General features: G+C 60.4%; 14 protein-coding genes and 1 pseudogene. 7 read left to right on the top strand and 8 right to left on the bottom strand.

Going from position 1 to position 20880, the window contains the following annotated elements; translation table 11 throughout:
• Positions 1 to 48 precede the first annotated feature (48 nt).
• A pseudogene (locus FGE05_RS17885) lies at positions 49 to 1756 on the top strand (DEAD/DEAH box helicase).
• 197 nt (positions 1757 to 1953) lie between these two features.
• Here the strand turns inward: FGE05_RS17885 and FGE05_RS17880 are convergent.
• A complete protein-coding gene (locus FGE05_RS17880; RefSeq protein ID WP_139647005.1) occupies positions 1954 to 2721 on the bottom strand; it encodes a class III extradiol ring-cleavage dioxygenase in 768 nt (255 codons plus the stop codon).
• 103 nt (positions 2722 to 2824) lie between these two features.
• On the opposite strand from FGE05_RS17880, the gene FGE05_RS17875 reads away from it, so the two are divergent.
• Positions 2825 to 3478 (top strand): thiopurine S-methyltransferase, encoded by a 654-nt coding sequence (locus FGE05_RS17875; RefSeq protein ID WP_139647003.1) that lies wholly within the window; start codon positions 2825 to 2827, stop codon positions 3476 to 3478.
• A 157-nt stretch (positions 3479 to 3635) separates the two neighbouring features.
• Here FGE05_RS17875 and htpX read toward each other — a convergent pair whose 3' ends face one another.
• A complete protein-coding gene (gene htpX / locus FGE05_RS17870; RefSeq protein ID WP_139647001.1) occupies positions 3636 to 4523 on the bottom strand; it encodes a protease HtpX in 888 nt (295 codons plus the stop codon).
• A gap of 299 nt (positions 4524 to 4822) precedes the next feature.
• Entirely contained in the window at positions 4823 to 6034 is a 1212-nt protein-coding gene (locus tag FGE05_RS17865; RefSeq protein ID WP_053155200.1) for a pyridoxal phosphate-dependent aminotransferase, read from the bottom strand.
• 218 nt (positions 6035 to 6252) lie between these two features.
• Here FGE05_RS17865 and msrB point away from each other — a divergent pair, with 218 nt between their 5' ends.
• The 3 genes from msrB to FGE05_RS17850 all read left to right on the top strand — a co-directional run bounded on the left by msrB (position 6253) and on the right by FGE05_RS17850 (position 7839).
• Positions 6253 to 6648, top strand: coding sequence for a peptide-methionine (R)-S-oxide reductase MsrB (gene msrB, locus FGE05_RS17860; RefSeq protein WP_047701530.1), 396 nt, complete (start codon positions 6253 to 6255; stop codon positions 6646 to 6648).
• 247 nt (positions 6649 to 6895) lie between these two features.
• Positions 6896 to 7381 carry a glutathione peroxidase gene (locus tag FGE05_RS17855; RefSeq protein ID WP_139646999.1) on the top strand — a complete coding sequence of 162 codons (486 nt, stop codon included), beginning with the start codon at positions 6896 to 6898 and terminating at the stop codon, positions 7379 to 7381.
• Positions 7378 to 7839, top strand: a complete 462-nt coding sequence (locus FGE05_RS17850) for a MarR family winged helix-turn-helix transcriptional regulator (protein ID WP_139646998.1) — start codon at positions 7378 to 7380, stop codon at positions 7837 to 7839. Before FGE05_RS17855 ends, FGE05_RS17850 begins: the two co-directional genes overlap by 4 nt.
• On the opposite strand, the gene FGE05_RS17845 is transcribed toward FGE05_RS17850, so the two are convergent.
• Positions 7823 to 10144, bottom strand: coding sequence for a response regulator (locus FGE05_RS17845; protein ID WP_139646996.1), 2322 nt, complete (start codon positions 10142 to 10144; stop codon positions 7823 to 7825). The two genes, FGE05_RS17850 and FGE05_RS17845, sit on opposite strands and share 17 nt — an antisense overlap.
• A gap of 163 nt (positions 10145 to 10307) precedes the next feature.
• On the opposite strand from FGE05_RS17845, the gene FGE05_RS17840 reads away from it, so the two are divergent.
• Together FGE05_RS17840 and FGE05_RS17835 are read left to right on the top strand one after the other, a co-directional pair.
• Positions 10308 to 11198 (top strand): ATP-binding protein, encoded by an 891-nt coding sequence (locus tag FGE05_RS17840; protein ID WP_139646994.1) that lies wholly within the window; start codon positions 10308 to 10310, stop codon positions 11196 to 11198.
• On the top strand, positions 11195 to 11677 hold the full coding sequence (locus tag FGE05_RS17835) for a GAF domain-containing protein (RefSeq protein WP_139646992.1): 483 nt from the start codon (positions 11195 to 11197) through the stop codon (positions 11675 to 11677). The genes FGE05_RS17840 and FGE05_RS17835 overlap by 4 nt, the downstream gene beginning before the upstream one ends.
• A gap of 119 nt (positions 11678 to 11796) precedes the next feature.
• Here the strand turns inward: FGE05_RS17835 and FGE05_RS17830 are convergent, their stop codons facing one another.
• The 4 genes from FGE05_RS17830 to FGE05_RS17815 form a co-directional block, all read right to left on the bottom strand.
• Positions 11797 to 14748: an HD domain-containing phosphohydrolase gene (locus tag FGE05_RS17830; protein ID WP_139646990.1), complete on the bottom strand. Its 2952-nt coding sequence runs from the start codon at positions 14746 to 14748 to the stop codon at positions 11797 to 11799.
• Positions 14749 to 14889: 141 nt separating this feature from the next.
• Entirely contained in the window at positions 14890 to 18498 is a 3609-nt protein-coding gene (locus FGE05_RS17825; protein ID WP_373682509.1) for a transporter substrate-binding domain-containing protein, read from the bottom strand.
• A 23-nt stretch (positions 18499 to 18521) separates the two neighbouring features.
• Positions 18522 to 19148, bottom strand: coding sequence for a response regulator transcription factor (locus FGE05_RS17820; protein ID WP_041020693.1), 627 nt, complete (start codon positions 19146 to 19148; stop codon positions 18522 to 18524).
• A 389-nt stretch (positions 19149 to 19537) separates the two neighbouring features.
• Positions 19538 to 20866: a deoxyguanosinetriphosphate triphosphohydrolase gene (locus tag FGE05_RS17815; protein ID WP_139646986.1), complete on the bottom strand. Its 1329-nt coding sequence runs from the start codon at positions 20864 to 20866 to the stop codon at positions 19538 to 19540.
• Between the last annotated feature and the right edge of the window lie 14 nt (positions 20867 to 20880).

Here is a 20880-nt window from a genome sequence, read left to right as displayed (position 1 = left end):
TGCCAGGGCGACTCTTGAGTCTCAACACGGCATGTGCAGCTTTGGAGCATGGGTCTTTGCGGATGCACTTAGAGGCAGACCCATGACCCAGGAAATCGGCGGCTTCGCCGCTCTTGAACTTCATCCCAATATTGTCGCTGCAGTAGTCGCTACCGGCTATGAAGAGCCTTCGGCCATTCAGCAGCAGTCGATCCCGATCATTCTCGCCGGTCACGATATGATTGGTCAGGCGCAAACCGGTACGGGTAAGACCGCCGCGTTCGCCTTGCCTATCCTGCACCGCATTGATCCGTCCAAGCGCGAGCCGCAAGCTCTGATCCTGGCCCCAACCCGTGAGTTGGCGCTGCAAGTTGCAACTGCTTTCGAAACCTACGCCAAGCAAATGCCGGGTGTAACTGTTGTGGCTGTCTACGGCGGCGCGCCGATGGGCCCACAATTGAAAGCCATCCGTAATGGCGCACAGATCGTTGTCGCCACCCCGGGCCGTCTGTGCGACCACCTGCGTCGCGACGAAAAAGTCCTGGCCACCGTGAACCACCTGGTTCTCGACGAAGCCGACGAAATGCTCAAGCTGGGCTTCATGGATGACCTGGAAGTGATCTTCAAGGCCATGCCGGAAACCCGTCAGACCGTACTGTTCTCGGCCACCCTGCCGCAGTCGATCCGTGCGATCGCCGAGCGTCACCTGAAGGACCCGAAACACGTCAAGATCCAGAGCAAGACCCAGACCGTCACCGCGATCGAACAGGCCCACCTGTTGGTTCACGCCGACCAGAAGACCTCCGCAGTCCTCAGCTTGCTGGAAGTGGAAGACTTCGACGCCCTGATCATGTTCGTGCGCACCAAGCAAGCGACCCTGGACCTGGCCAGCGCCCTGGAAGCCAAAGGCTACAAAGCCGCTGCGCTGAACGGTGACATTGCCCAGAACCAGCGTGAGCGCGTGATCGACTCCCTCAAGGATGGCCGCCTGGACATCGTTGTGGCGACCGACGTGGCTGCCCGTGGCCTGGACGTTCCGCGCATCACCCACGTGTTCAACGTGGACATGCCGTACGATCCTGAATCCTACGTTCACCGTATCGGCCGTACCGGTCGTGCTGGTCGCGAAGGTCGTGCGCTGCTGCTGGTGACTCCGCGTGAGCGCCGCATGCTGCAGGTCATCGAGCGTGTTACCGGGCAGAAGGTGGCTGAAGTTCGCCTGCCGGACGCCCAGGCCGTTCTCGATGCTCGCATCAAGAAGCTGACCAACAGCCTGTCGCCGCTGGTGGCTGACGCCGAATCGACCCACGGTGATCTGCTCGATCGCCTGACTGCCGACATCGGTTGCAGCCCACGTGCCCTGGCCGCCGCCCTGTTGCGCAAGGCCACCAATGGTCAGGCACTAAACCTGGCTGCAATCGAGAAGGAACGTCCTTTGGTGCCGAACAGCGCACCACGTGGCGATCGTCCCGAGCGTAGCGGGGACCGTCCGGACCGTGGCGACCGTGAGCGTCGTGCACCGATCCCGCTGGCCGAAGGCCGTGCCCGTTGCCGTACCGCCCTGGGTGCCCGTGACGGCATCGCCGCCAAGAACCTGCTGGGCGCGATCCTCAATGAAGGTGGCCTGGCCCGTGAAGCCATCGGTCGCATCCAGGTGCGTGACAGCTTCAGCCTGGTGGAACTGCCGGAAGATGGTCTGGAGAAGTTGCTGACCAAGCTCAAGGACACTCGCGTAGCCGGCAAGCAACTCAAGCTGCGTCGTTATCGCGAAGACTGATCGACCCTTGGGTTGATTGATCGAGCATGAAAAATCCCCGACTGGTTCGGGGATTTTTTATGCCTGTCGTTTAGTGTTCCGTCGGTTGATAATGTTGCCCCTTTCGCGAGCAGGCTCGCTCCCACATGGGATCTCTGCCGCCATCCCAAACCCTGTGGGAGCGGGCTTGCTCGCGAAGGAGCGACCCGGTTCGCCTGTCAATCGAACCGGTAGATGTCCATCCCCAGTGTTCCCATCGTGAATCCCTCATGGACCAGGCTGAATCTTGCGCCAGCACCTCGGGCGAAATACAGCGGCAACAGGTGCTCGTCGCTGGGGTGGCTGCGCACGGCATTGGGGGCTTGGCGGCGGTAATCATGCAGGGCGGCCTCGTCGCCGGCTGCCAGCTTCTCCACGATCCAGTCGCGAAAGTCCTTTGCCCAGGGCTCGACGCTCTCGGGGCCGGCGTTCCAGTCCAGGTCACGCAGGTTGTGGGTGATACTGCCGGAGCCAATCAACAGGATGCCCTGCTGACGCAGGCTCGCAAGCGCCTGGCCGACCCGGGTCTGCAGCACAGGCCCCTGGTCGCTGGGCAGGGAGACTTGCACCACCGGGATGTCGGCCTGGGGGTACATCAAGGACAACGGTACCCAGACACCGTGGTCGGACGGCCGCTGGGCATCGAGACGTGCCGGCAGGTGCGCGGCGTTGAGCAGGTCCGCTACCCGGGCTGCCAGTTCTGGCTCTCCCGGCGCGGGGTACTGCACCTGGTACAGGGCCGGCGGGAAGCCGCCGAAGTCGTGCCAGGTGCGCGGTTGTGGATTGGCGCTGACCAGCAATTCGCTGCTTTCCCAATGGGCGGACACAATGACGATGGCCGTAGGCCTGGGCAGTTGCGCCGCCAGGCGAGCCAGCGCCGGGCCGCTGTCGCCGGGCTCGAGGGCGAGCATCGGTGAGCCGTGGGAGATAAACAGGCTGGGCAGCATGGACGAGCTCCTGAGCGTTAAGATGCGATTATCTTCTGCCAGGTCAATGATCTAAATCTAATATAAGTTTTAACCTGTTTTGATCGAATTTTTGGAGCGAATCATGGATCCCGAGTTTTGGCATAAGCGTTGGTCAACGAATCAGATCGGTTTTCATTCGTTGGAGGTGAACTCCTACCTGCAACGTTTCTGGCCGCCAATGGGTTTGGAGCAGGGCAGTCGGGTGCTGGTGCCATTGTGTGGCAAGACCCTGGATTTGCTGTGGCTTGCCGATCAAGGGCATTCGGTATTGGGGGTGGAGTTGTCGGAAAAAGCCATCACCGATTTCTTCGATGAGCATCAGTTGACGCCGAGCGTGAGCGAGGAGGGAGCTTTCAAGGTGTTCCGTGCCGGGCGCATCGAGATCCGCTGCGGTGATTTTTTTGCCTTGAGCCCGGAAGATCTGGTCGGTTGCGCCGCGCTTTACGATCGCGCGGCGTTGATAGCCTTGCCTGCGCAAATGCGTGAGCGGTACACGGCGCACCTGCAAAGTCTGCTGCCTGGCTGCGCCGGATTGCTGATCACCCTTGAATACAACCAGGCTGAAATGCCCGGGCCGCCATTTTCCGTGAGTGATGATGAAGTGCAGCGGCTGCTGGGGAACCGCTGGCAGCTGGAGATCTTGCAGGAACAGGATGTGTTGGAGGAAAGCTGGAAGTTCATTCAGGCTGGGGTGACCAGGCTGGATGAACGGGTTTATCGGATTTCCAATCGCTGAGTAGCGGGTGATCGTTCCCATGCTCTGCGTGGGAATGCAGCCTGGGACGCTCTGCGTTCCTAAAGGCCGAACGCGGAGCGTCCGTTGAGGCGTTCCCACGCAGAGCGTGGGAACGATCATCGTATCGTTGCGGGCTTCCTCTTTGCGCTCGAACCGATCAGCCGCGGCGACGCAGTGCGTCGATACGCTCTTCCAGTGGCGGGTGGCTCATGAACAGGCGAGCCAGGCCCTGCTTGACGCCACCGTTGATACCAAAGGCATTCAGGGTGTCGGGCATGTGTACTGGCAAACCTTGCTCGGCACGCAGGCGTTGCAGGGCGCCGATCATGGCGCTGGTGCCGGCCAGGCGTGCGCCGGCATCGTCGGCGCGGAATTCGCGTTTGCGCGAGAACCACATGACGATAGCGCTGGCGAGGATGCCCAGTACCAGTTCGGCGAAGATGGTCGCCACGTAGTAGGCGATGCCTTGGCCTTCTTCGTTCTTGAAGATCACCTTGTCGACGAAGTTGCCGATGATGCGGGCAAAGAACATCACGAAGGTGTTCACCACGCCCTGGATCAAGGCCAGGGTCACCATGTCGCCGTTGGCAACGTGGCCGATCTCGTGGGCCAGCACCGCCTTGACTTCATCGGGGGAAAACCGTTCGAGCAGGCCCTGGCTGACAGCAACCAGTGCGTCGTTCTTGTTCCAACCCGTGGCGAAGGCGTTGGCCTCATAGGCCGGGAAAATCCCGACTTCCGGCATCTTGATGCCGGCTTCGCGGGACAGCTGCTCGACGGTTTGCAGCAGCCATTGCTCGTGACGAGTGCGCGGCTGGCTGATGATCTGCGTGCTGGTGCTCATCTTCGCCATCCACTTGGAGATGAACAGCGAGAACAGGGAACCGGCGAAGCCGAACACCGCACAGAAGATCAGCAGCTGATTGAGGTTGAGGTCAACCCCGTTGGCCGCCATGAACCCGTTGAAGCCGAAAAGGCTCAGGGTGATGCTGGCAATCAGCACGACCGCCAGGTTAGTGGCCAAGAACAGCAGGATGCGCATCATGGTGGTAGCAATCTCCTCATGCTAAAGATGTAGCGTTATGCGGGGTATATAAGGTGCCGCCGCAGGCTATTCAACTCAGCGACTATTTCAAACTGTGTCCTACAGACGTCCTAAATCAATGAAAGACTTTTCTGAAAGTCACTGAGGAAAAGCCGGATGCCGCCCTTGCCCCGTGAACGTTGGGCCGCGTCGCCCGTCCGCTGCTGAGGATTCAGTGTAGAAGCCCTGCCGGGGCCAGCGGAACGGATATGTTGCTGAATCAAACAGCGCGCGAGGCGGGGTGCCTCGCGCGCTACGGCTTACTGTCGGTAGGACTTGAGGAAATTGCCGATCCGGCCGATGGCTTGCTCCAGATCGTCGACCCGTGGCAGGGTCACGACGCGGAAATGGTCCGGCCACGGCCAGTTGAACGCCGTACCCTGGACGATCAGCAGTTTTTCCGACAGCAGCAGGTCGAGCACGAATTTTTCATCGTTGTGGATCGGGCAGACCTTCGGGTCGATCCGCGGGAAGGCATACAGCGCGCCCATCGGCTTGACGCAACTGACGCCGGGAATGTCGTTGAGCAGTTCCCAGGTGCGATTGCGCTGTTCCAGCAACCGGCCTGGTGGCAGGACCAGGTCATTGATGCTCTGGTAGCCTCCCAGTGCCGTCTGGATCGCGTGCTGGCTGGGTACGTTGGCGCACAGGCGCATGTTGGCCAGCATGTCGATGCCTTCGATGTAGCTCTGGGCATGATGCTTGGGGCCGGAGATGGCAATCCAGCCGGAGCGGAAACCCGCCACCCGGTAGGATTTGGACAAGCCGTTGAAGGTCAGGCACAGCAGGTCCGGCGCCAGGGACGCGGTGCAGATGTGCACGGCATCGTCGTACAGGATCTTGTCGTAGATCTCGTCGGAAAACACCACGAGGTTGTGCTGGCGGGCCAGTTCGAGCATGCCCAGCAGCACTTCCCTGGAGTACACCGCACCGGTCGGGTTGTTCGGGTTGATGATGACCAGCGCCTTGGTGTTCGGCGTAATCTTGGCCTTGATATCCGCGAGGTCCGGGAACCAGTTGGCCTGCTCGTCGCACAGGTAATGCACCGGGTTGCCGCCGGACAGGCTCACGGCGGCGGTCCAGAGCGGGTAGTCCGGTGCCGGTACCAGCACTTCGTCGCCGTTGTTGAGCAGGGCCTGCATGGACATCACGATCAGCTCGGACACCCCATTGCCCAGGTAGATGTCTTCGATACCGACGCCTTCGACCTGCTTCTGCTGGTAGTACTGCATCACGGCCTTGCGCGCGCTGAACAGGCCCTTGGAATCGCTGTAGCCTTGGGCGGTCGGCAGGTTGCGGATGACGTCCTGGAGGATTTCATCGGGCGCTTCGAAACCAAAGGGTGCCGGGTTGCCGATGTTCAGCTTGAGGATGCGATGGCCTTCCTCTTCCAGGCGTTTGGCGTGCTTGAGCACCGGGCCGCGAATGTCGTAGCAGACGTTGGCGAGCTTGTTCGATTTGCTGACCTGCATGGCGATGTGTTCCCGAAGATGAACGATCCAGGCGGCGTGTGAACGGCCGTGCTGGTGATCCTGCGTCTGTGGCGAGCCTGACATGGCATGGACGTCACAATCCGTTTGAATCCCCATGGCGCGACTGCCAGACTGGCGCTGACGAGGCGCAATCATACGTGCCGCCCGACCCGCGGAAAAGCGTCGGATCGGGCTTTTTCAATTGCCGAGGTGGGACGATGGAAAAGTTGGAGAAAACCCTTGAGGAATGGCGCGCCATGCTCGACCCGGAGCAATACAACGTCTGTCGGTTGAAGGGCACCGAACGGCCGTTCTCGGGTAAATACAACGGCACCAAGACCGACGGTGTGTACCACTGCATCTGCTGCAACGAGCCGCTTTTCGATTCGCAGACCAAATTCGATTCCGGTTGCGGCTGGCCGAGTTTCTACGCGCCCATCGAGGGCAGCGCGGTGGTGGAGGTGCGGGATGTCAGTCACGGCATGATCCGCACCGAAGTGGTCTGCGCCAAGTGTGATGCCCACCTGGGTCATGTATTTCCCGACGGCCCGCCGCCCACGGGCTTGCGGTATTGCATCAACTCGGTGTGCCTGGATCTCGTTCCACGAGAGTAGATCTGTGGCGAGGGGATTTAGCGAAACGTCGCACCGCCCCGCTGGGCTGCGTAGCAGCTCCAATAGGCGTCTACCTGAAAGATCAGGCCGATGCATCCCTCCTTGGGCTGCTGCGCAGCCCAGCGGGGATAAATCCCCTCGCCACAGGTTTGTGTCAGGGCCTATGGAGGTGGCTGGATAATTAAATTGCACACAATTGAATTGCTCGCTATCTTGCACGCCAGTCCCATTACCAAGGAGCCTTGCCATGAGCGACAATCTGCTGAGTATTCCCTGCACCACCATCAAGGGTGAGCAAAAGACCCTGGCCGATTTCGCCGGCAAGGCCGTGCTGGTGGTCAACACCGCCAGTCAGTGCGGTTTCACCCCGCAGTACAAGGGGCTTGAGCAGTTGTGGCAGACCTACAAGGATCAGGGCCTGGTGGTGTTGGGCTTTCCCTGCAACCAGTTCGGCAAACAGGAACCGGGCAATGAAGGGGCGATTTCCGAGTTCTGCGAGCTGAATTTTGGCGTGAGTTTTCCGCTGTTCAAGAAAATCGAGGTCAACGGTGCCAACGCCCATCCGCTGTTTGTCCAGCTCAAGCAGCGGGCGCCCGGCGTGCTGGGGTCCAAGGGCATCAAGTGGAATTTCACCAAGTTCCTGGTCGGCAAGGACGGTCAGGTGGTCAAGCGTTTCGCCCCGACTACCAAACCCCAGGACCTGACCCAAGAGATCGAAGCCCTGCTCAAATGAACGACGTGCCCGTCGATTCGCTGAAGCTCGACAGCCAGTTGTGCTTCAAGTTATACGCCGCTTCACGGGCGGTGATCCGGGGTTACAAGCCGATGCTCGACCAGCTCGGCCTGACCTACCCGCAATACCTGGCGATGCTGGTGTTGTGGGAGTGGCAGGACGCTGCGCCGGAACAACCCACGGTCAAGGCCCTGGGTGAACGGCTGCTGCTGGATTCCGGCACCTTGACGCCGCTGCTCAAGCGCTTGGAGCAACTCGGCCTGGTCCTGCGCCAGCGTTCGGCCCGGGACGAGCGGGAGGTGCACCTGAGCCTGCTGCCGGCGGGTCTGGCGTTGCGCGAGCAGGTTGGTCCCCTCAAGGCTCGTCTGCTGTGCGACAGCGGGATTGATCTCGATCGCCTGGGGGAACTGCGTAACGGTCTCGATCATCTGCTGGGGCAGATCAAAGCGCTGACGTAGTCGGCACCCATTGATCCAGCATCGCCGCCAGTTCTTCGCGGCGGAATGGCTTGGACAGGTAATCGGTCATGCCGGCACCCCGGCAGCGTTCCCGCTCTTCTGGCATGGCGTTGGCCGTCAGCGCGACAATCGGCAAGTCCGGCCAGCGACCGCTGCGACGAATTTGCCGACTGGCTTCGTAGCCGTCCATCACCGGCATGTTGCAGTCCATCAGCACCAGGTCGAAGGTGTTTTGTTCGAGTTGATCCAAGGCCTCGGCGCCATGGGCGGCGACAATCACTTCGCAGCCGAGCTTGACCAGCATGCCTTTGGCGACCAGTTGATTAACCGGATTGTCTTCCACCAGCAGCACCCGTGCGCGCCTGGACGGCGGTAGGGCCTCGATCTGCGTGTCATTGATGATGGTCGTCTCGCTTTGCAGGGCACGACGCAGGATCTGATACAGCGCATGACGCGCCAGTGGCCGGGCCTGTTGGAGCAGGGGGGCCAGGGCGACGGCCTGTTCGCTGGGCATGAAGCTGCCGTAGGCGGTGACGAGCAGGATCGGTGCGTTGAAGGTTGGCCGCAAGTTGAACAGGCATTCAGGGCAGTCGGTAATCAGGACATCAGGCTTGAGGCCCAGCAAATTGTCATCCACGGAGCGTCTCAGGTAGTCCAACCCCCAGGTAGGCAGCAGCATGTCCAGCAACTCGGCCAGTCCGCTGCTGTTGGCGGTAATGGCGACGATATTGCCACGCAAGGGTTCGACCGGCGCCGCCGGGGTATGGCAGGGCAGGGGCAGGTCGGCGCAGAACTGGCTGCCGAAACCGGCTTCGGAGCTGATCGTCAAGCGGCCCTGCATGGCTTCGCAGAGGTTGTTGGTCAGCGCCAGGCCCAGCCCGGTGCCCCCGAACTGACGGGTAATGCCGGCGCCAGCCTGGGTGAATGGCTGGAAGATTCTCGCCTGGGCATCCTGGGGAATGCCGATGCCAGTATCGCAGACCTCGATCCGCACTCCGTCTTCATAAGCGCTCAATCGCACATCGACCCGGCCGAAGCGGGTGAATTTGAGGGCATTGGACAGCAGGTTGCTGACGATCTGGCGCACCCGGGTCGGGTCGCCGAGCACCTGCGCCGGGAACTGCGGTTCAATCAGGCAGGCCAGCTCGACGCTGGGGGCGGCATTCTGTGAAAGCAGGTTGGCCGTGTCTTCGATCAGGGAGCCGAGATCGAACGGAATGCGTTCGAGTTCCAGTTGGCCGGCGTCGAATTTCGACAGGTCGAGAATGTCGTTCAGCAGCTCGACCAACACTTTGCCGGAGTCATGGGCGATCGAGAGCTGTTGCTGTTGTTCGGCGGTCAAGGGGCCGTCAAGGGACAGGGCGATCATGCCCAGCAAGCCATTCAGCGGTGTGCGAATCTCATGGCTCATGCTGGCCAGGAACGCGGAGCGTGCTTCGGCCATGTCCAGGGCGGTACGCCTGGCCACTTCCAGCTCTTCGTTGGACTGGCTGAGGCGGGCGTTGATGGCCTTGAGTTCGGCGGTGCGGGCCGAGACGATGTTTTCCAACTGTGCCAGGTATTCGGTCAGGCGATTTTCCGCCATGCGCCGCTGCTGGATTTCGGTGGAAATGTTTTCGAACTGCTGGTTGGCGACCGACACCAGTACGCCGATTTCATCGTATTGGTGGCCGGTAGGGCATTCCAGGCTGCTCTGTTCGTTGCTGCCCGGGTCGCGGCTGCTCAGTTCGCGGATGACCCGTACCAGGGGCTTGGTCAGCATCACGTAGAACAGGGCCAGTAGCAGGCCGGTCAGGATCAGGCTGCGAGCGAACCCGTTGAGCAATGTGACCTCGGCCCGACGCAGGAAGCGACTGCCGAAAGCATAGGTGTCGACGTCCAGTCGCAGCACGCCCAGGGATTCGTTGGGCAGATGATCCAGGTAGAGGCGGTCTTCGAACCGGCGCTGGGCGCCAAACAGAAAGTCGCTGATGAAACGGTAACTGTTCTGCAGCTCGGGTCGTTTGACGTCGGCCAGCACGGTATTGTTGTTGTCGACCAGCTCGGCGCCGATGATGGCGGGCGAGCGCAACAAGCCCAGGGCCAGCTCCTGGGCCAGTTCGGCGTCGATGTTGTAGGCGATGCGCGAGGCCGGGTTGTGGCTGATTTCCAGTAACGACAGGATCTCGCGGTTGATCGACGCGTCTTCGCTGGCATAATCGATGCCTATCTGCACCAGGCTGAGCAAAGTGCCCAGCACGAAGCCCACCAGGACGGTCAGTCGGGCCTGCTTGTATGACAGCCGTTGGGTGAATCTGATGTCCATGGAATGGTGAACCACTTACGTTTCCCTTCGCCGGTCAAGCATAGCTGATCATCTCTGGAGACCGGCGCGGCCGGTGTGTGCTGGATGGGATGAAACGCTCTTTGAAAACGGCGTTTCGGCGCGGCAGCGCCATCATTACTGTGAATTTGTCCGAGGAGAAGACGTGGACGCCCGATTGAATGCTTTTCTTGAGCGCGCCGATGCCGTTCTGGCCCGCATCGAGCCCCTGTTGCCCGCTCCCCGGCCCGCCATCGACTGGACGGTGACCTTGGCTGCCCGCTGGCAGCGCGACGGACGCAGCGGCTATCTGCTGCCGCTGCAGGTCAGCCTCGACATGCGCCTGTCGGACCTTATCGGCGTCGACCGCCAGGTCGAGCAACTGGGCCGCAACACCCGGCAGTTCATCGACGGCATGCCGGCCAACCATGCGTTGCTCTGGGGCTCGCGGGGAACGGGCAAGTCGTCCCTGGTGCGTGCCTTGCTGGCCGAGCATGCCGGAGATGGCCTGCGGTTGATCGAGATCGAGCGCGATCACCTGGCCGACTTGCCCCGAGTGGTCGAGCAGATCGCCAGGTTGCCCCAGCGCTTCGTGTTGTTCTGCGATGACCTGTCGTTCGAATCCGGTGAGGGTGATTACCGCGTGCTTAAAAGTGTGCTGGACGGTTCCCTCGAACAGGCGCCGGACAACGTGTTGTTGTACGCCACGTCGAACCGCCGTCACCTGGTGCCGGAGAAGGAAAGCGACAACGAGAACTGGAAACGGGTCGACGGCGAACTTCATCCCAGTGAAGCCGTGGAGGACAAGATCGCGTTGTCCGACCGTTTCGGGTTGTGGCTGTCGTTCTATCCGTTTACCCAGGAGCATTTCCTCAACGTGGTGGAACACTGGATCGGCGAGCTGGCGGCGAAGGCCGGGCTGGCCTGGCAGCGTGACGAGGCGCTGGACGTGCTGGCGGTACGCTGGGCCACCGGACGCGGCAACCGCAACGGCCGTTGCGCCTATCAGTTTGCCCGTTATTGGGTGGGCCTGAAACTTCTGGAGCACAAGGCATGATCGATTTGAAGAGCACGGGCCTAGGCCTCGACGGCTACGGCTTGTTATCGGCACAACTGGAGTCCCTGCTGGCGGATGAGCGCGATTTCATCGCCAACGCCGCGCAGTTTTCGGCTTTCCTGTTCAGTCAGCTGGACGATTTGAACTGGGCCGGTTTTTACCTCAATCGCAACGAGGAACTGGTGCTGGGTCCGTTCCAGGGCCAGATCGCCTGTGTGCGGATTCCTTTCGGGCGGGGTGTTTGCGGCGCTGCAGCCGCGAGCGGCCAGACCCAACGTGTCGAGGATGTCCATGCTTTTCCCGGCCACATTGCCTGCGACAGCGCGTCGAACAGCGAGTTGGTGGTACCGCTGATCAAGGACGGGCGACTGATTGGCGTGCTCGACCTGGACAGCCCGAAGCTGGCGCGCTTCAGCGAACGTGACCAGGCGGGCATCGAGCAATTGGCGGAGATTTTCCTGCGTTTGACCGATTGCTGAATGGGCAGGAACTTCAGTGGGAGCAAGGCTTCCCCGCGATGGCGGCGGCATGGTCGACATCGTTTTCAACTGAGCCACCGATCGCGAGCAGGCTCGCTCCCACAGGGATTGCGGCATGATCAGCATGACCGCAATCCCGCCTGGGCCAACAGGCTGTCCGCGTCGACGTCATCGATCTGCTGCGGATCGAGAAACTGGTTGGCGTAGCTCAGGTAGATCTGTTCATCGATGAACAGCCCGAACAGCTCGGGGTCGATGTGGGCCTCACGGCACATGGTGGCCATGATGCCCAGGGCTTCGCTCAGTTTCTTGGCTTTCTTGTAGGGGCGGTCGGCCGCGGTCAGTGCTTCGAAAATGTCCGCAATCGCCATCATGCGTGCCGGCAGGCTCATCTGCTCGCGCTTGAGCCGCTTGGGGTAGCCGGTACCGTCCATTTTCTCATGATGCCCCCCGGCGATTTCCGCGACATTTTCCAGATGGCTGGGGAAGGGCAACTGGCTGAGCATCAGGATCGTTTGCACCATGTGGTGATTGATCACGTAACGCTCTTCACGGGTCAGTGTGCCCCGCCTGATGCTGAGGTTGTAGAGTTCGCCACGGTTGTATTTCCATGGCGGGACGTCCAGCTGGAAGCCCCACGGGTTGTCTGCCGGGATCAATTCGGCATCGTGGTGCTCGAACAGATGCTCGGGTTTGTCGGCCAGCAACGGTTCCGAGACCGGAAGCGTTGGCTTGGGCGAGCGCGCCTGGCGTCGGTTTTCTTCCCAGGAAACCCCCAGGCGATCATCGAGGGTCCGGGTCCACGGACGTTGGGCAATGCGTTGCAGGCGTTGCAGGTCGGCGTCGGCCATGGCTTCAGCGCCCAGGTTGCAGTGGGCGACGAAGGCAAAGTCGTCGTCGAGGCTGGCCAGCGCCGCATCCCGTGACTGCGCCAGGGAGGACGGCTCGCCACCCATTGCCAGGGCCTGCCAGTAATCGATCCAGGCGTCGCGTTTCAGCACTTCGAAACGGGTGCGGATTTCGTGGATGCGGTCGTTCAGGGTTTCCAGTTTGGTGGCTTTGTCCACCACGTACTCGGGAGTGGTGACTTTTCCGCAATCATGCAGCCAGGCAGCGATGTGCAGGGCTTCCCACTCATCTTCCGTCGGTCGGTAGGCCTTGAACGCCGGTGTCTGGCTGGTGGCGGCGGCCTGGGCGAGCATCAGCGTCAGGACTGGCACTCGCTGGCAATGGCCACCGGTGTAAGGGCTCTTGGCATCGATGGCACCGGCCAGCAGTTGAATGAACGAATCCAGCAATTGTTTTTGCCTGGCCTGCAGGCGCTGGCTTTCGATGCTCACGGTAGCGGCACCGGACACGGCCTGCAGGAACGCGATGCGGTCCGGTTGCAGTTTTTCCAGGTCGGCCTCGGTGCCGCTGTCGTTGATCAACAGCACCAGGATACCCACGGTTTCCTGATGACGATTGCGCAGACGGATGCCGATCAGGTGCACGCGTGGAGCGTCCAATGCCCGCAGGACGCCTTGCAGGTCACCCGCCTGCTCGAAACCCAGGGAAGTGACGAGGTTATCCGAGACAGCCAGTTGCTGGAGCCATGGAGGGCTGTCGTTGCTGCTCAGCGCATGGCGCTGCAACTGGAAAGCGCCCAGGTCCTGTGGGGTCTGCTCGATCACCAACCCATAGGGTTTCATCTGATCGCTGTCGTTCTCGCGCAGGTAGATCAGGCCGGCTTGGGCCTGACCGATGTTCACGGTCTCGAACAGCACCCGCTCCAGCAGCGGGGCGAAGCGGGTTTCGGCGCGCAGGCTGGCGGTAATTTCGAAGAAGCTTGCCAGGGTCTCTTTCATCCGGGCCATCGAGAGGCTCAGCTGATCGACCTCCAGCACCAGGGAGCGGCGGGCCATCGGGTAATGGAAATCGAAGCTGCGAATGGCATCGGCCTCTTGCACCAGCGCGTCCAGAGGCTTGACCAGTATCCTGGAGGTCAGCCAGCCCAGGGGCAGGCACAGCAGCAGGGTGGCGAGGGTAATCAGCGCGCCTTGCCAGCGCATGCGATAGGCGTCGACCAGCAGTTCATCTTCCGGGACCAGCAACGCCAGTTCCAGGCCCTGGGGACCGCCTTCCTCCATATGGCTGCGGGAAACGATCCATCGACGTCCAGCCACCTCCAGGCGTGAGGCATCACTGCGCGCGTCCAGCACGGCGGCGATGGCCGGATTGAGGTCGCGGGCCTTGATCAGGCGTGCCGAGTGGGTATCGGTGAGTAAGCGGTTGCTGTCGGGGTAGCCCACCGCATTGCCAAGAGGGTCGAGCAGCACGATCTCGGTGTCGGTGGTGACCTTGTGCTTGGCAAGGGTCTGGGAAAGAGCCGCCAGGGTCAGGTCGGCACCGATGACCGCCTGGTCGCCGCTACGTCGGGCGAGGGTGGTACCGATGTCGTGGGTGGAGAAGAACACGTAGGGCTCGGTGGTGATCTGGCCGGCCGTTTCCAGCGCGCTGCGAAACCAGCTTCGGCGGCGTGGATCGAAGGTGTCACCGGGGTTGTCCTGGCGACCGATGAGCACCAGCGCCTGGTCGTAGAACAATGACTGGGAGCGGATCGGGCCTTCAGGGTTTGCGCGTTCCACGGTCCAGACCTGATAAAACGCGTTGGCAGGCGCTTTCAAGGCGGTCTTCAGTGCCTCGGTGCGTAGCGGCCGGACCATCAGGAAGTCACCGTTGCTATCGCCCAGATACAACGAAGCCAGGTTCGGGTTGTCTCGCAGCGCCTGGCTGAAGGGCCCTAACAGGGCCAGGCGTTGGTCCACGTTGGATGCCTGTGTCGCGGGATAGTCGGCCAGCAGGCTCAACACGTGGCGGATCGGTTCGTAGGTGTCGTACAGGTCCAGGCGCACGTCCTGTTCAATTCGGTTGAACAGCTTTTCACTGCTGGACAGGATGATCTGCGTCGTCTGCCGGTAGTTGAAGACCCCCAGTACCACACCAGTCAGCAACAGAAGCAGAGTGAACATCACGCTGATGTGGACGTGCAGGGGGAACCGACGTTGTTCCGGACGCGGCGCGCTGGGCATTGCAGTCCCTCCAGGAGTCAGGCGTTCTCAATGGTTTTGCACCGCGTTGCATTGACGCGAGCCAGGCAAGGCGCGGAGGGGAACACCATTGAGAACGCCCCTGGTGCGCACTGCCGAGCGAACAGCATAGTAAACCCCTGTTTATTTTGCCTTGGCGATCTCTGTTTCCAGGACCCGTTCCAGCTCGGTCATGGCGTGTTCGAGGGCTCCGGTGCATTCCTCGATCCGGTAACGTGCCAGTGCTTCATGGCAGGCCTGCTCCAGCGCCTCGCATCGCTGGATCAGCAAGGGCGACTGCACGATTCGGGCGGCACCTTTTATCTTGTGCGCCGCTTCGGTCAGTGCCTGCCGGTTCCCGCTTCGGGCGATAGCGAGTAGTTCCTGGCGATCCGATCTGTTGCTGTTGAGCAATTCTTCCAACAGGCGCTGGGTGTACAGGGGATTGCCGCCGGTGAGCGCGTGCAGGTTCTGTACATTGAAAACGTTTGAGCGACTGATGGGTTTGATGGCCTTCATCCATTGGCTGAGTTCGCTCAGGCTGATCGGTTTGAACAGGCAGTCGTCCATTCCTGCGGCTTGGCAGCGTTGTTTTTCCTCAGGCTGTGCATTGGCGGTGAACCCCAGAATGGTGCAGGGTGGCAATCGTTGTTCGGCTTCGTGCTTGCGAATCGCTCCGGCCAGTTCGTAGCCGCTCATGACGGGCATGTTGCAATCGGCAATGACCAGGTCGAAGTCCCCTTCAAGCCAGGTCTTGAGCGCTTCGGCACCCTCATGGGCGACCTGGTAGCGATGGCCGAGATATTCCAGTTGTTGCGACATCAGCAAGCGATTGGCCGAATGGTCGTCCACCACCAGAACGTTCAGGGCGGCCGTGGCGGTTTCTATTACCGGTTCAGGCTGTGTGCCCGTCGTGGTCGGGGGCAGAACGGTCAGCTTCAGGCAGACCCTGACCTGGGTACCGGTGCCTGGCTGGCTGTTCAAGTGCAGGCTACCGCCCATCATCCGGCACAGGTTGCGACTGATCACCAGCCCCAGCCCGGCACCCTTGCGGGCCATCCGGCCGGCATTGTCGGCCTGGGCAAAGGGTTCGAACAGCCGTTGCAGGTCGGTGGGGCTGATGCCGATGCCGCTGTCGCTGACTTCAAGTTGCATGTGCAGGGTATCGTCCTGGGCGGATCGAGTCAGTCTGACCTCGACCCTCACCCAGCCGTGTTCGGTGAATTTGAGTGCATTGCTGATCAGGTTCGAAAGCACCTGTTTGAACCGCAGAGGATCCACCAGCACATCAGGATTATCGTCCGCTGGTTCGAACCGCAATGACAGCACGAGATTTTTCTGCCGCGCCACGCCTTCGAACACTCGTGTCACCGATTGCAGCATCGCCCTGAGACTGACCCGTTCGGGTGCCAGGCTCAGGTGACCCGATTCGATGCGCGCGATATCCAGGATGTCGCCAATCAGCTCCAGCATGCCGGAGGCCGATTCGTAGGCCACTGCGATTGTCGAGCGATCCACGTGCCCTTTATCGGCGTGCATCAACGCCAGTTCAAGCATGCCGATCACAGCGTTCATGGGGGTGCGGATTTCATGGCTCATGGTTGCCAGGAAGGTGCTTTTGGCCCGGTTCGCGTCATCGGCCCGCTCCTTGGCGGCTCGCAACTCATCGAAAAGCTGTCGTCGTTCACTGATGTCGATCCAACCACCGATAATGCCCTGTACCTGGGCAGCGGAGTTTCGATAAGGGAGGATCCAGTGATAGATCGTCAGCTTTCTGTCCCCAATGTGCAGCGGCCGGTCCACGATCAGGGCAGTGCCTTCGGCCATGACGCGTTGATAGTCCGCCTGGTATTCCTGCGCTTCGAAGGCGTTGCTCATCGATCCGGGCATCACGTCCTTGCCGATGACGTCTTCACGTTTTGCACCGAACACTTCCAGGTAGCTGTCATTGCAACTTTGCAGGACGCCGTTGCGATCCCTTACGTAAATGGGGTGAGGGGTGCCGTTGACCAGTGAGCGCATGAATTCGAGCTGGTCGTTCAACGCCAGTTCGGCCCTTTGCCGTTGGCGGATCTGTCTCTGCATGTAGGCGTTCCAGGCCAATGAGATCAGCAATAGCAGGCCAACGCCGGCAACGATCTGGAAGAACAGGCGGTTATAGGTTCGCCAGGTGTGTTCCGATGCCGAAACGTAGCCTCGCCAACGGTTGTTGATCACGCCCAGTTCGTCGGGGTCGATGCTGGTCAAGGCTTTGTCGAGAATGGTGTTCAACTCGGTGGCGTTCTTGGCTGTGGCCAGGGAAAACAGGGCCTGCTGGGTGCCAACGGTGCTGCTGATTTGCAGCGTGTCCCGGAATGCGTGCGACGAGAGAAAATAATTGGCCATGACCAGGGCATTCACACTGCCGTCGGCCTGGCCTTGGGCGAGCAGTTCAATGGCGTGCGAGGGGGTTTCGGTCTCGACGATCCTGATGTCTGGATACTGCTTGTGCAACCACTCGATGACCGGGTTGCCCTTGGCGATCGCCAGGGTCCTGGTCCCTAACTGGTCGAGTGTGGCAGGCGTGTCGGACTGCTTTCGAGTCAACAGGACGAACGAACTGTCGACGTAGGGGCGGCTGAATTTCACCTGTTGCTGCCGTTCGCTGCTGGGTACGAGTGCCGCAATCAGGTCGGCCTGGCCGTTCAGCAGCGCGGTAATCGCGTCGCTGTCGTTGCGCTTGTGCTGGATCTCCAGGCGCAGGCCTGTACGCAGCCGGATCAGCTCCAGCAGATCGGCACTGATCCCGCGAAAATCGCCGTCCGAATCAAAAAAAGTGAACGGGGCGAACGTTTCGTTCACGGCGACCCGAACTACCGGATGCCCGGCCAACCAGCGTCGCTCCCGATCGGTCAGTTGTATCCTGTGCTCCGTGAGGTAGAGGTCGGCGCCGGCACTCCAGCGTTTGGAGATCGCGGCTTGCTCGGCGATCGGGATCTGGTTCAGTGTGGTATTGATGATTTCCAGCAGCCGGGTGTCGTGACGTCTTAGCGCAAAACCGAATCCGTAGGATTCATGTTTGCCGAAGCTGGCCATGCGGATGTTGCTCAGGTAGCCCTTGCTGATCATGTAATGAGTGGAAATGGTATCGCCGAGGAATACGTCGGCCTGGCCGAAGGCAACGGCATTTATGGCGTTCTGATAGGACGGGTAGGTGGTGAGGTGCGCCTTTGGGTAGAGTTTTTCGATGTCCTGCAAGGGCAGGTAGTGATAGACCATGCTCAGCCGCAGTCCCTCGAGGTCCTCGTTCAGGGATCGGTTTTCATTGGTTCGGGTGACGAGAACGGGCTGGTCCACGGCATAAGGGGTCGACAGGATAAGGTCGGGGTCGCGGGCTTCGAAACCGTTGGCGCTACCCAGAAGGTCGATTTGTCCGTGCTTGAGCGCCGCGATCGCTGCCTCACGGGAACCGAATCGCAGGACTTTCATCGGCAGGCCGGTTGCGTCGGCGATGAGCCCGGCGTAATCGGCGGTCATGCCTTCGTAGTCGCGTCCGCTGGTGGACAGATCGAAGGGCGGGTAATCCGGCGCGGAGGTTCCCAGGACCAACTCCTTTCGCCCCAGCAGCCATGCACGCTGGGCCTCATCCAGGTTGACCTTGGGAGAAGCCGCCGTCGAGCGACCCAGAAGTGTGTAGGGCTCGGGCGCACCCGGCGCCGCGGCGAGAAATCCTGCATATAACCCTGCCATCAATAGCAGGAGGCATCCTTTCATGCATCTGAACATCCTGTTTATTCTCACACCAGTGCGTTTCGTTTCGCCATTTCAATCAGTTCTACCAGGGACTTGACCTTGAGTTTCTGCATCAACCGTTTCTTGTAGGTGCTAACGGTTTTATTGCTTAGAAACATACCTTTGGCTATTTCCTTGTTGGTGCGACCCTGGGCAAAAAGTTGCAATACCATCAATTCCCGATCATTGACGTTCTTGAACAGATCCAACTCTATACTGCGCGGATCGTCAGGGCGCATCGGATTCAGTGCCTGGCTGGGAAAATAGTTGTAGCCGGATAATACGGCCTTGATTGCGCTGACAAGTTCGCTGAGGTCCTCCTGTTTACAAACGTAACCGGAGGCTCCGGACTGCATGCACCGGATGCCAAACAGAGTCGGTGACTGTGCCGTGAGCACCAGCGTTTTGAGCGGGGTCGTCATGGCATTGAAGCGCGAGAGGATTTCCAGCCCGTCCAGCTTGGGGATGCTAATGTCCAGGATAACCAGATCCGGCATGCACTCGCGCACCATTTGCATCGCATCGACGCCATTGTCGGTTTCTCCTACGACTTTATAACCTTCGTGCTCCAGAAGCATGCGAACGGCGAGGCGAATGACCGGATGATCGTCGACAATGAAAACGGAGTTCATGAATAAAGTCCCTTGCGAGCTTAAATAAAGCGCGCACCTTAGCCCAGTTAAAGCCGTGGTCGTATGAGGAGACGGGTGTACATATTCAATTTCAGAAGTTTCCTACAAAAAAAGAAGCGGGGTACTACGAGGTAATTAGGTTTTTAGTAGGTAATGGGAATGAGGAGGCCGCGTTTTTATGAGCGGACTAAAGATCGGGAGAGGGTTTTAGAGCGTCACTTTTACAAGCAGGGCGAAAGTATGTTGTCAATACTGTGCAACTTACGTTGCGAATCCGTTGTGGGAGTGGGCCGGCTTCCGAAGCAGAGTGTCAGTCGCCATGAAGGCAAACTGATCGGACGCTATCGTCGGATCGCCGTCCGGAGCAGGCTCGCTCCCACAGGGCAATGTCACTGGCGGGTACGACCGGTCATCTCCTGGGCCATTTCGCTGGCATAGCTGTCTGTCATCCCGGCGATGAAATCGATCATCCGCAGGAACGCAGTATGCAAAGGACCATTGGGATCAGGGGCATTGTTCCCCAGCAGGTCGAGAATACGGCGATTCTTGAAGGAGGGTAGGCGGCCTCCATGCTGTTCCAAGGCTGCACCGCAAAAGCCGTTGAGCAGGATTTCAAGCGTGGTGTATGCACCGATTTCATTCAAGGTCTTGCGTTTGTCCTGGAATATTTTCTTGCGCGCCATGTCCTTGGCATTCAACACGCATCGCTTGGCCGGGCCGTGCATATGCTCTACCAGATCACCCGGCAACGTGCCGGCCAGTAACGCTTCCTGTTGCTCGACGAACGCCCGGGCGGCGGCGTTGGTCAGGTGTTCGATGGCCTTGCCCCGCAGGATCGCCAGTTTGCGTCGCCGGGAATCCAGTGGCCCTAGCTGGCGATAGGTGTCCGGAATATCGTCGCCCACCAGATCCAGGAGCAGCGACTCCACCTGGGAATAGTCCAGCAGTTCCATTTCCACGCCATCTTCCAGGTCGATCAGCGCGTAGCAGATGTCATCGGCGGCTTCCATCAGGTACACCAGCGGATGCCGTGCCCAGCGCTGGTCTTCAAGTTGTGGCAGGCCGAGCTTGTGGGCAATCTGCTCCAGCAACGGCAACTCGCTCTGGTAGCAGCCAAACTTGTGCTTCTTGTAGCCCAGGGAGTCGGCATGGCGGGCGGTCCAGGGATATTTCAGGTAGGTGCCGAGGGTGGCATAGGTCAGTCGGGTACCTCCATCGAACTGATGGTATTCAAGTTGCGTGAGGACCCGGAACCCTTGGGCGTTGCCTTCGAAGTTGAGAAAATCGCTGCGCTCGGCCTCGCTCATGGCGTCGAGCCAGCCGCGGCCAGCCGCCTGCTGGAACCAATAGCGGATAGCGTCTTCGCCGGAATGACCGAAGGGCGGGTTGCCGATATCGTGTGCCAGGCAGGCGGATTGCACCACCATCCCCAGGTCGCTCGGTTCGCACCAGTCAGGCAGGGCGCTACGGATGGTTTCCCCCACGCGCATGCCCAGGGAGCGCCCGACGCAACTGACCTCCAGCGAATGGGTCAGGCGCGTGTGGATATGGTCGTTGCTGGACACCGGGTGTACCTGCGTCTTGCGTCCCAGGCGGCGGAAGGCTCCGGAAAAGATGATGCGGTCATGGTCCTTGTGAAAAGGACTGCGGCCCAGCTCTTCCGGGCTGTGCACAGGTTTTCCGAGACGTTCGCGAGTCAGCAGGGTATGCCAATCCAAGGCCGGTTGCTCCG

The sequence above is a fragment of the Pseudomonas sp. ICMP22404 genome (assembly GCF_006227205.1).
Classification (GTDB): Bacteria; Pseudomonadota; Gammaproteobacteria; order Pseudomonadales; family Pseudomonadaceae; genus Aquipseudomonas.
The sequence above is the reverse complement of the archived record's forward strand: the minus strand, read 5'-3'. Positions and strand labels throughout refer to the sequence as shown.

What these genes read in the sequence shown, in the direction of transcription:
- FGE05_RS17845 (WP_139646996.1), bottom strand. Translation starts at nt 10,144, where the DNA reads ATGGACATCAGATTCACCCAACGGCTGTCATACAAGCAGGCCCGACTG.
- FGE05_RS17880 (WP_139647005.1), bottom strand. Translation starts at nt 2,721, where the DNA reads ATGCTGCCCAGCCTGTTTATCTCCCACGGCTCACCGATGCTCGCCCTC.
- FGE05_RS17875 (WP_139647003.1), top strand. Translation starts at nt 2,825, where the DNA reads ATGGATCCCGAGTTTTGGCATAAGCGTTGGTCAACGAATCAGATCGGT.
- FGE05_RS17855 (WP_139646999.1), top strand. Translation starts at nt 6,896, where the DNA reads ATGAGCGACAATCTGCTGAGTATTCCCTGCACCACCATCAAGGGTGAG.
- FGE05_RS17820 (WP_041020693.1), bottom strand. Translation starts at nt 19,148, where the DNA reads ATGAACTCCGTTTTCATTGTCGACGATCATCCGGTCATTCGCCTCGCC.
- FGE05_RS17825 (WP_373682509.1), bottom strand. Translation starts at nt 18,498, where the DNA reads ATGAAAGGATGCCTCCTGCTATTGATGGCAGGGTTATATGCAGGATTT.
- FGE05_RS17835 (WP_139646992.1), top strand. Translation starts at nt 11,195, where the DNA reads ATGATCGATTTGAAGAGCACGGGCCTAGGCCTCGACGGCTACGGCTTG.
- FGE05_RS17865 (WP_053155200.1), bottom strand. Translation starts at nt 6,034, where the DNA reads ATGCAGGTCAGCAAATCGAACAAGCTCGCCAACGTCTGCTACGACATT.
- FGE05_RS17850 (WP_139646998.1), top strand. Translation starts at nt 7,378, where the DNA reads ATGAACGACGTGCCCGTCGATTCGCTGAAGCTCGACAGCCAGTTGTGC.
- htpX (WP_139647001.1), bottom strand. Translation starts at nt 4,523, where the DNA reads ATGATGCGCATCCTGCTGTTCTTGGCCACTAACCTGGCGGTCGTGCTG.
- msrB (WP_047701530.1), top strand. Translation starts at nt 6,253, where the DNA reads ATGGAAAAGTTGGAGAAAACCCTTGAGGAATGGCGCGCCATGCTCGAC.
- FGE05_RS17830 (WP_139646990.1), bottom strand. Translation starts at nt 14,748, where the DNA reads ATGCCCAGCGCGCCGCGTCCGGAACAACGTCGGTTCCCCCTGCACGTC.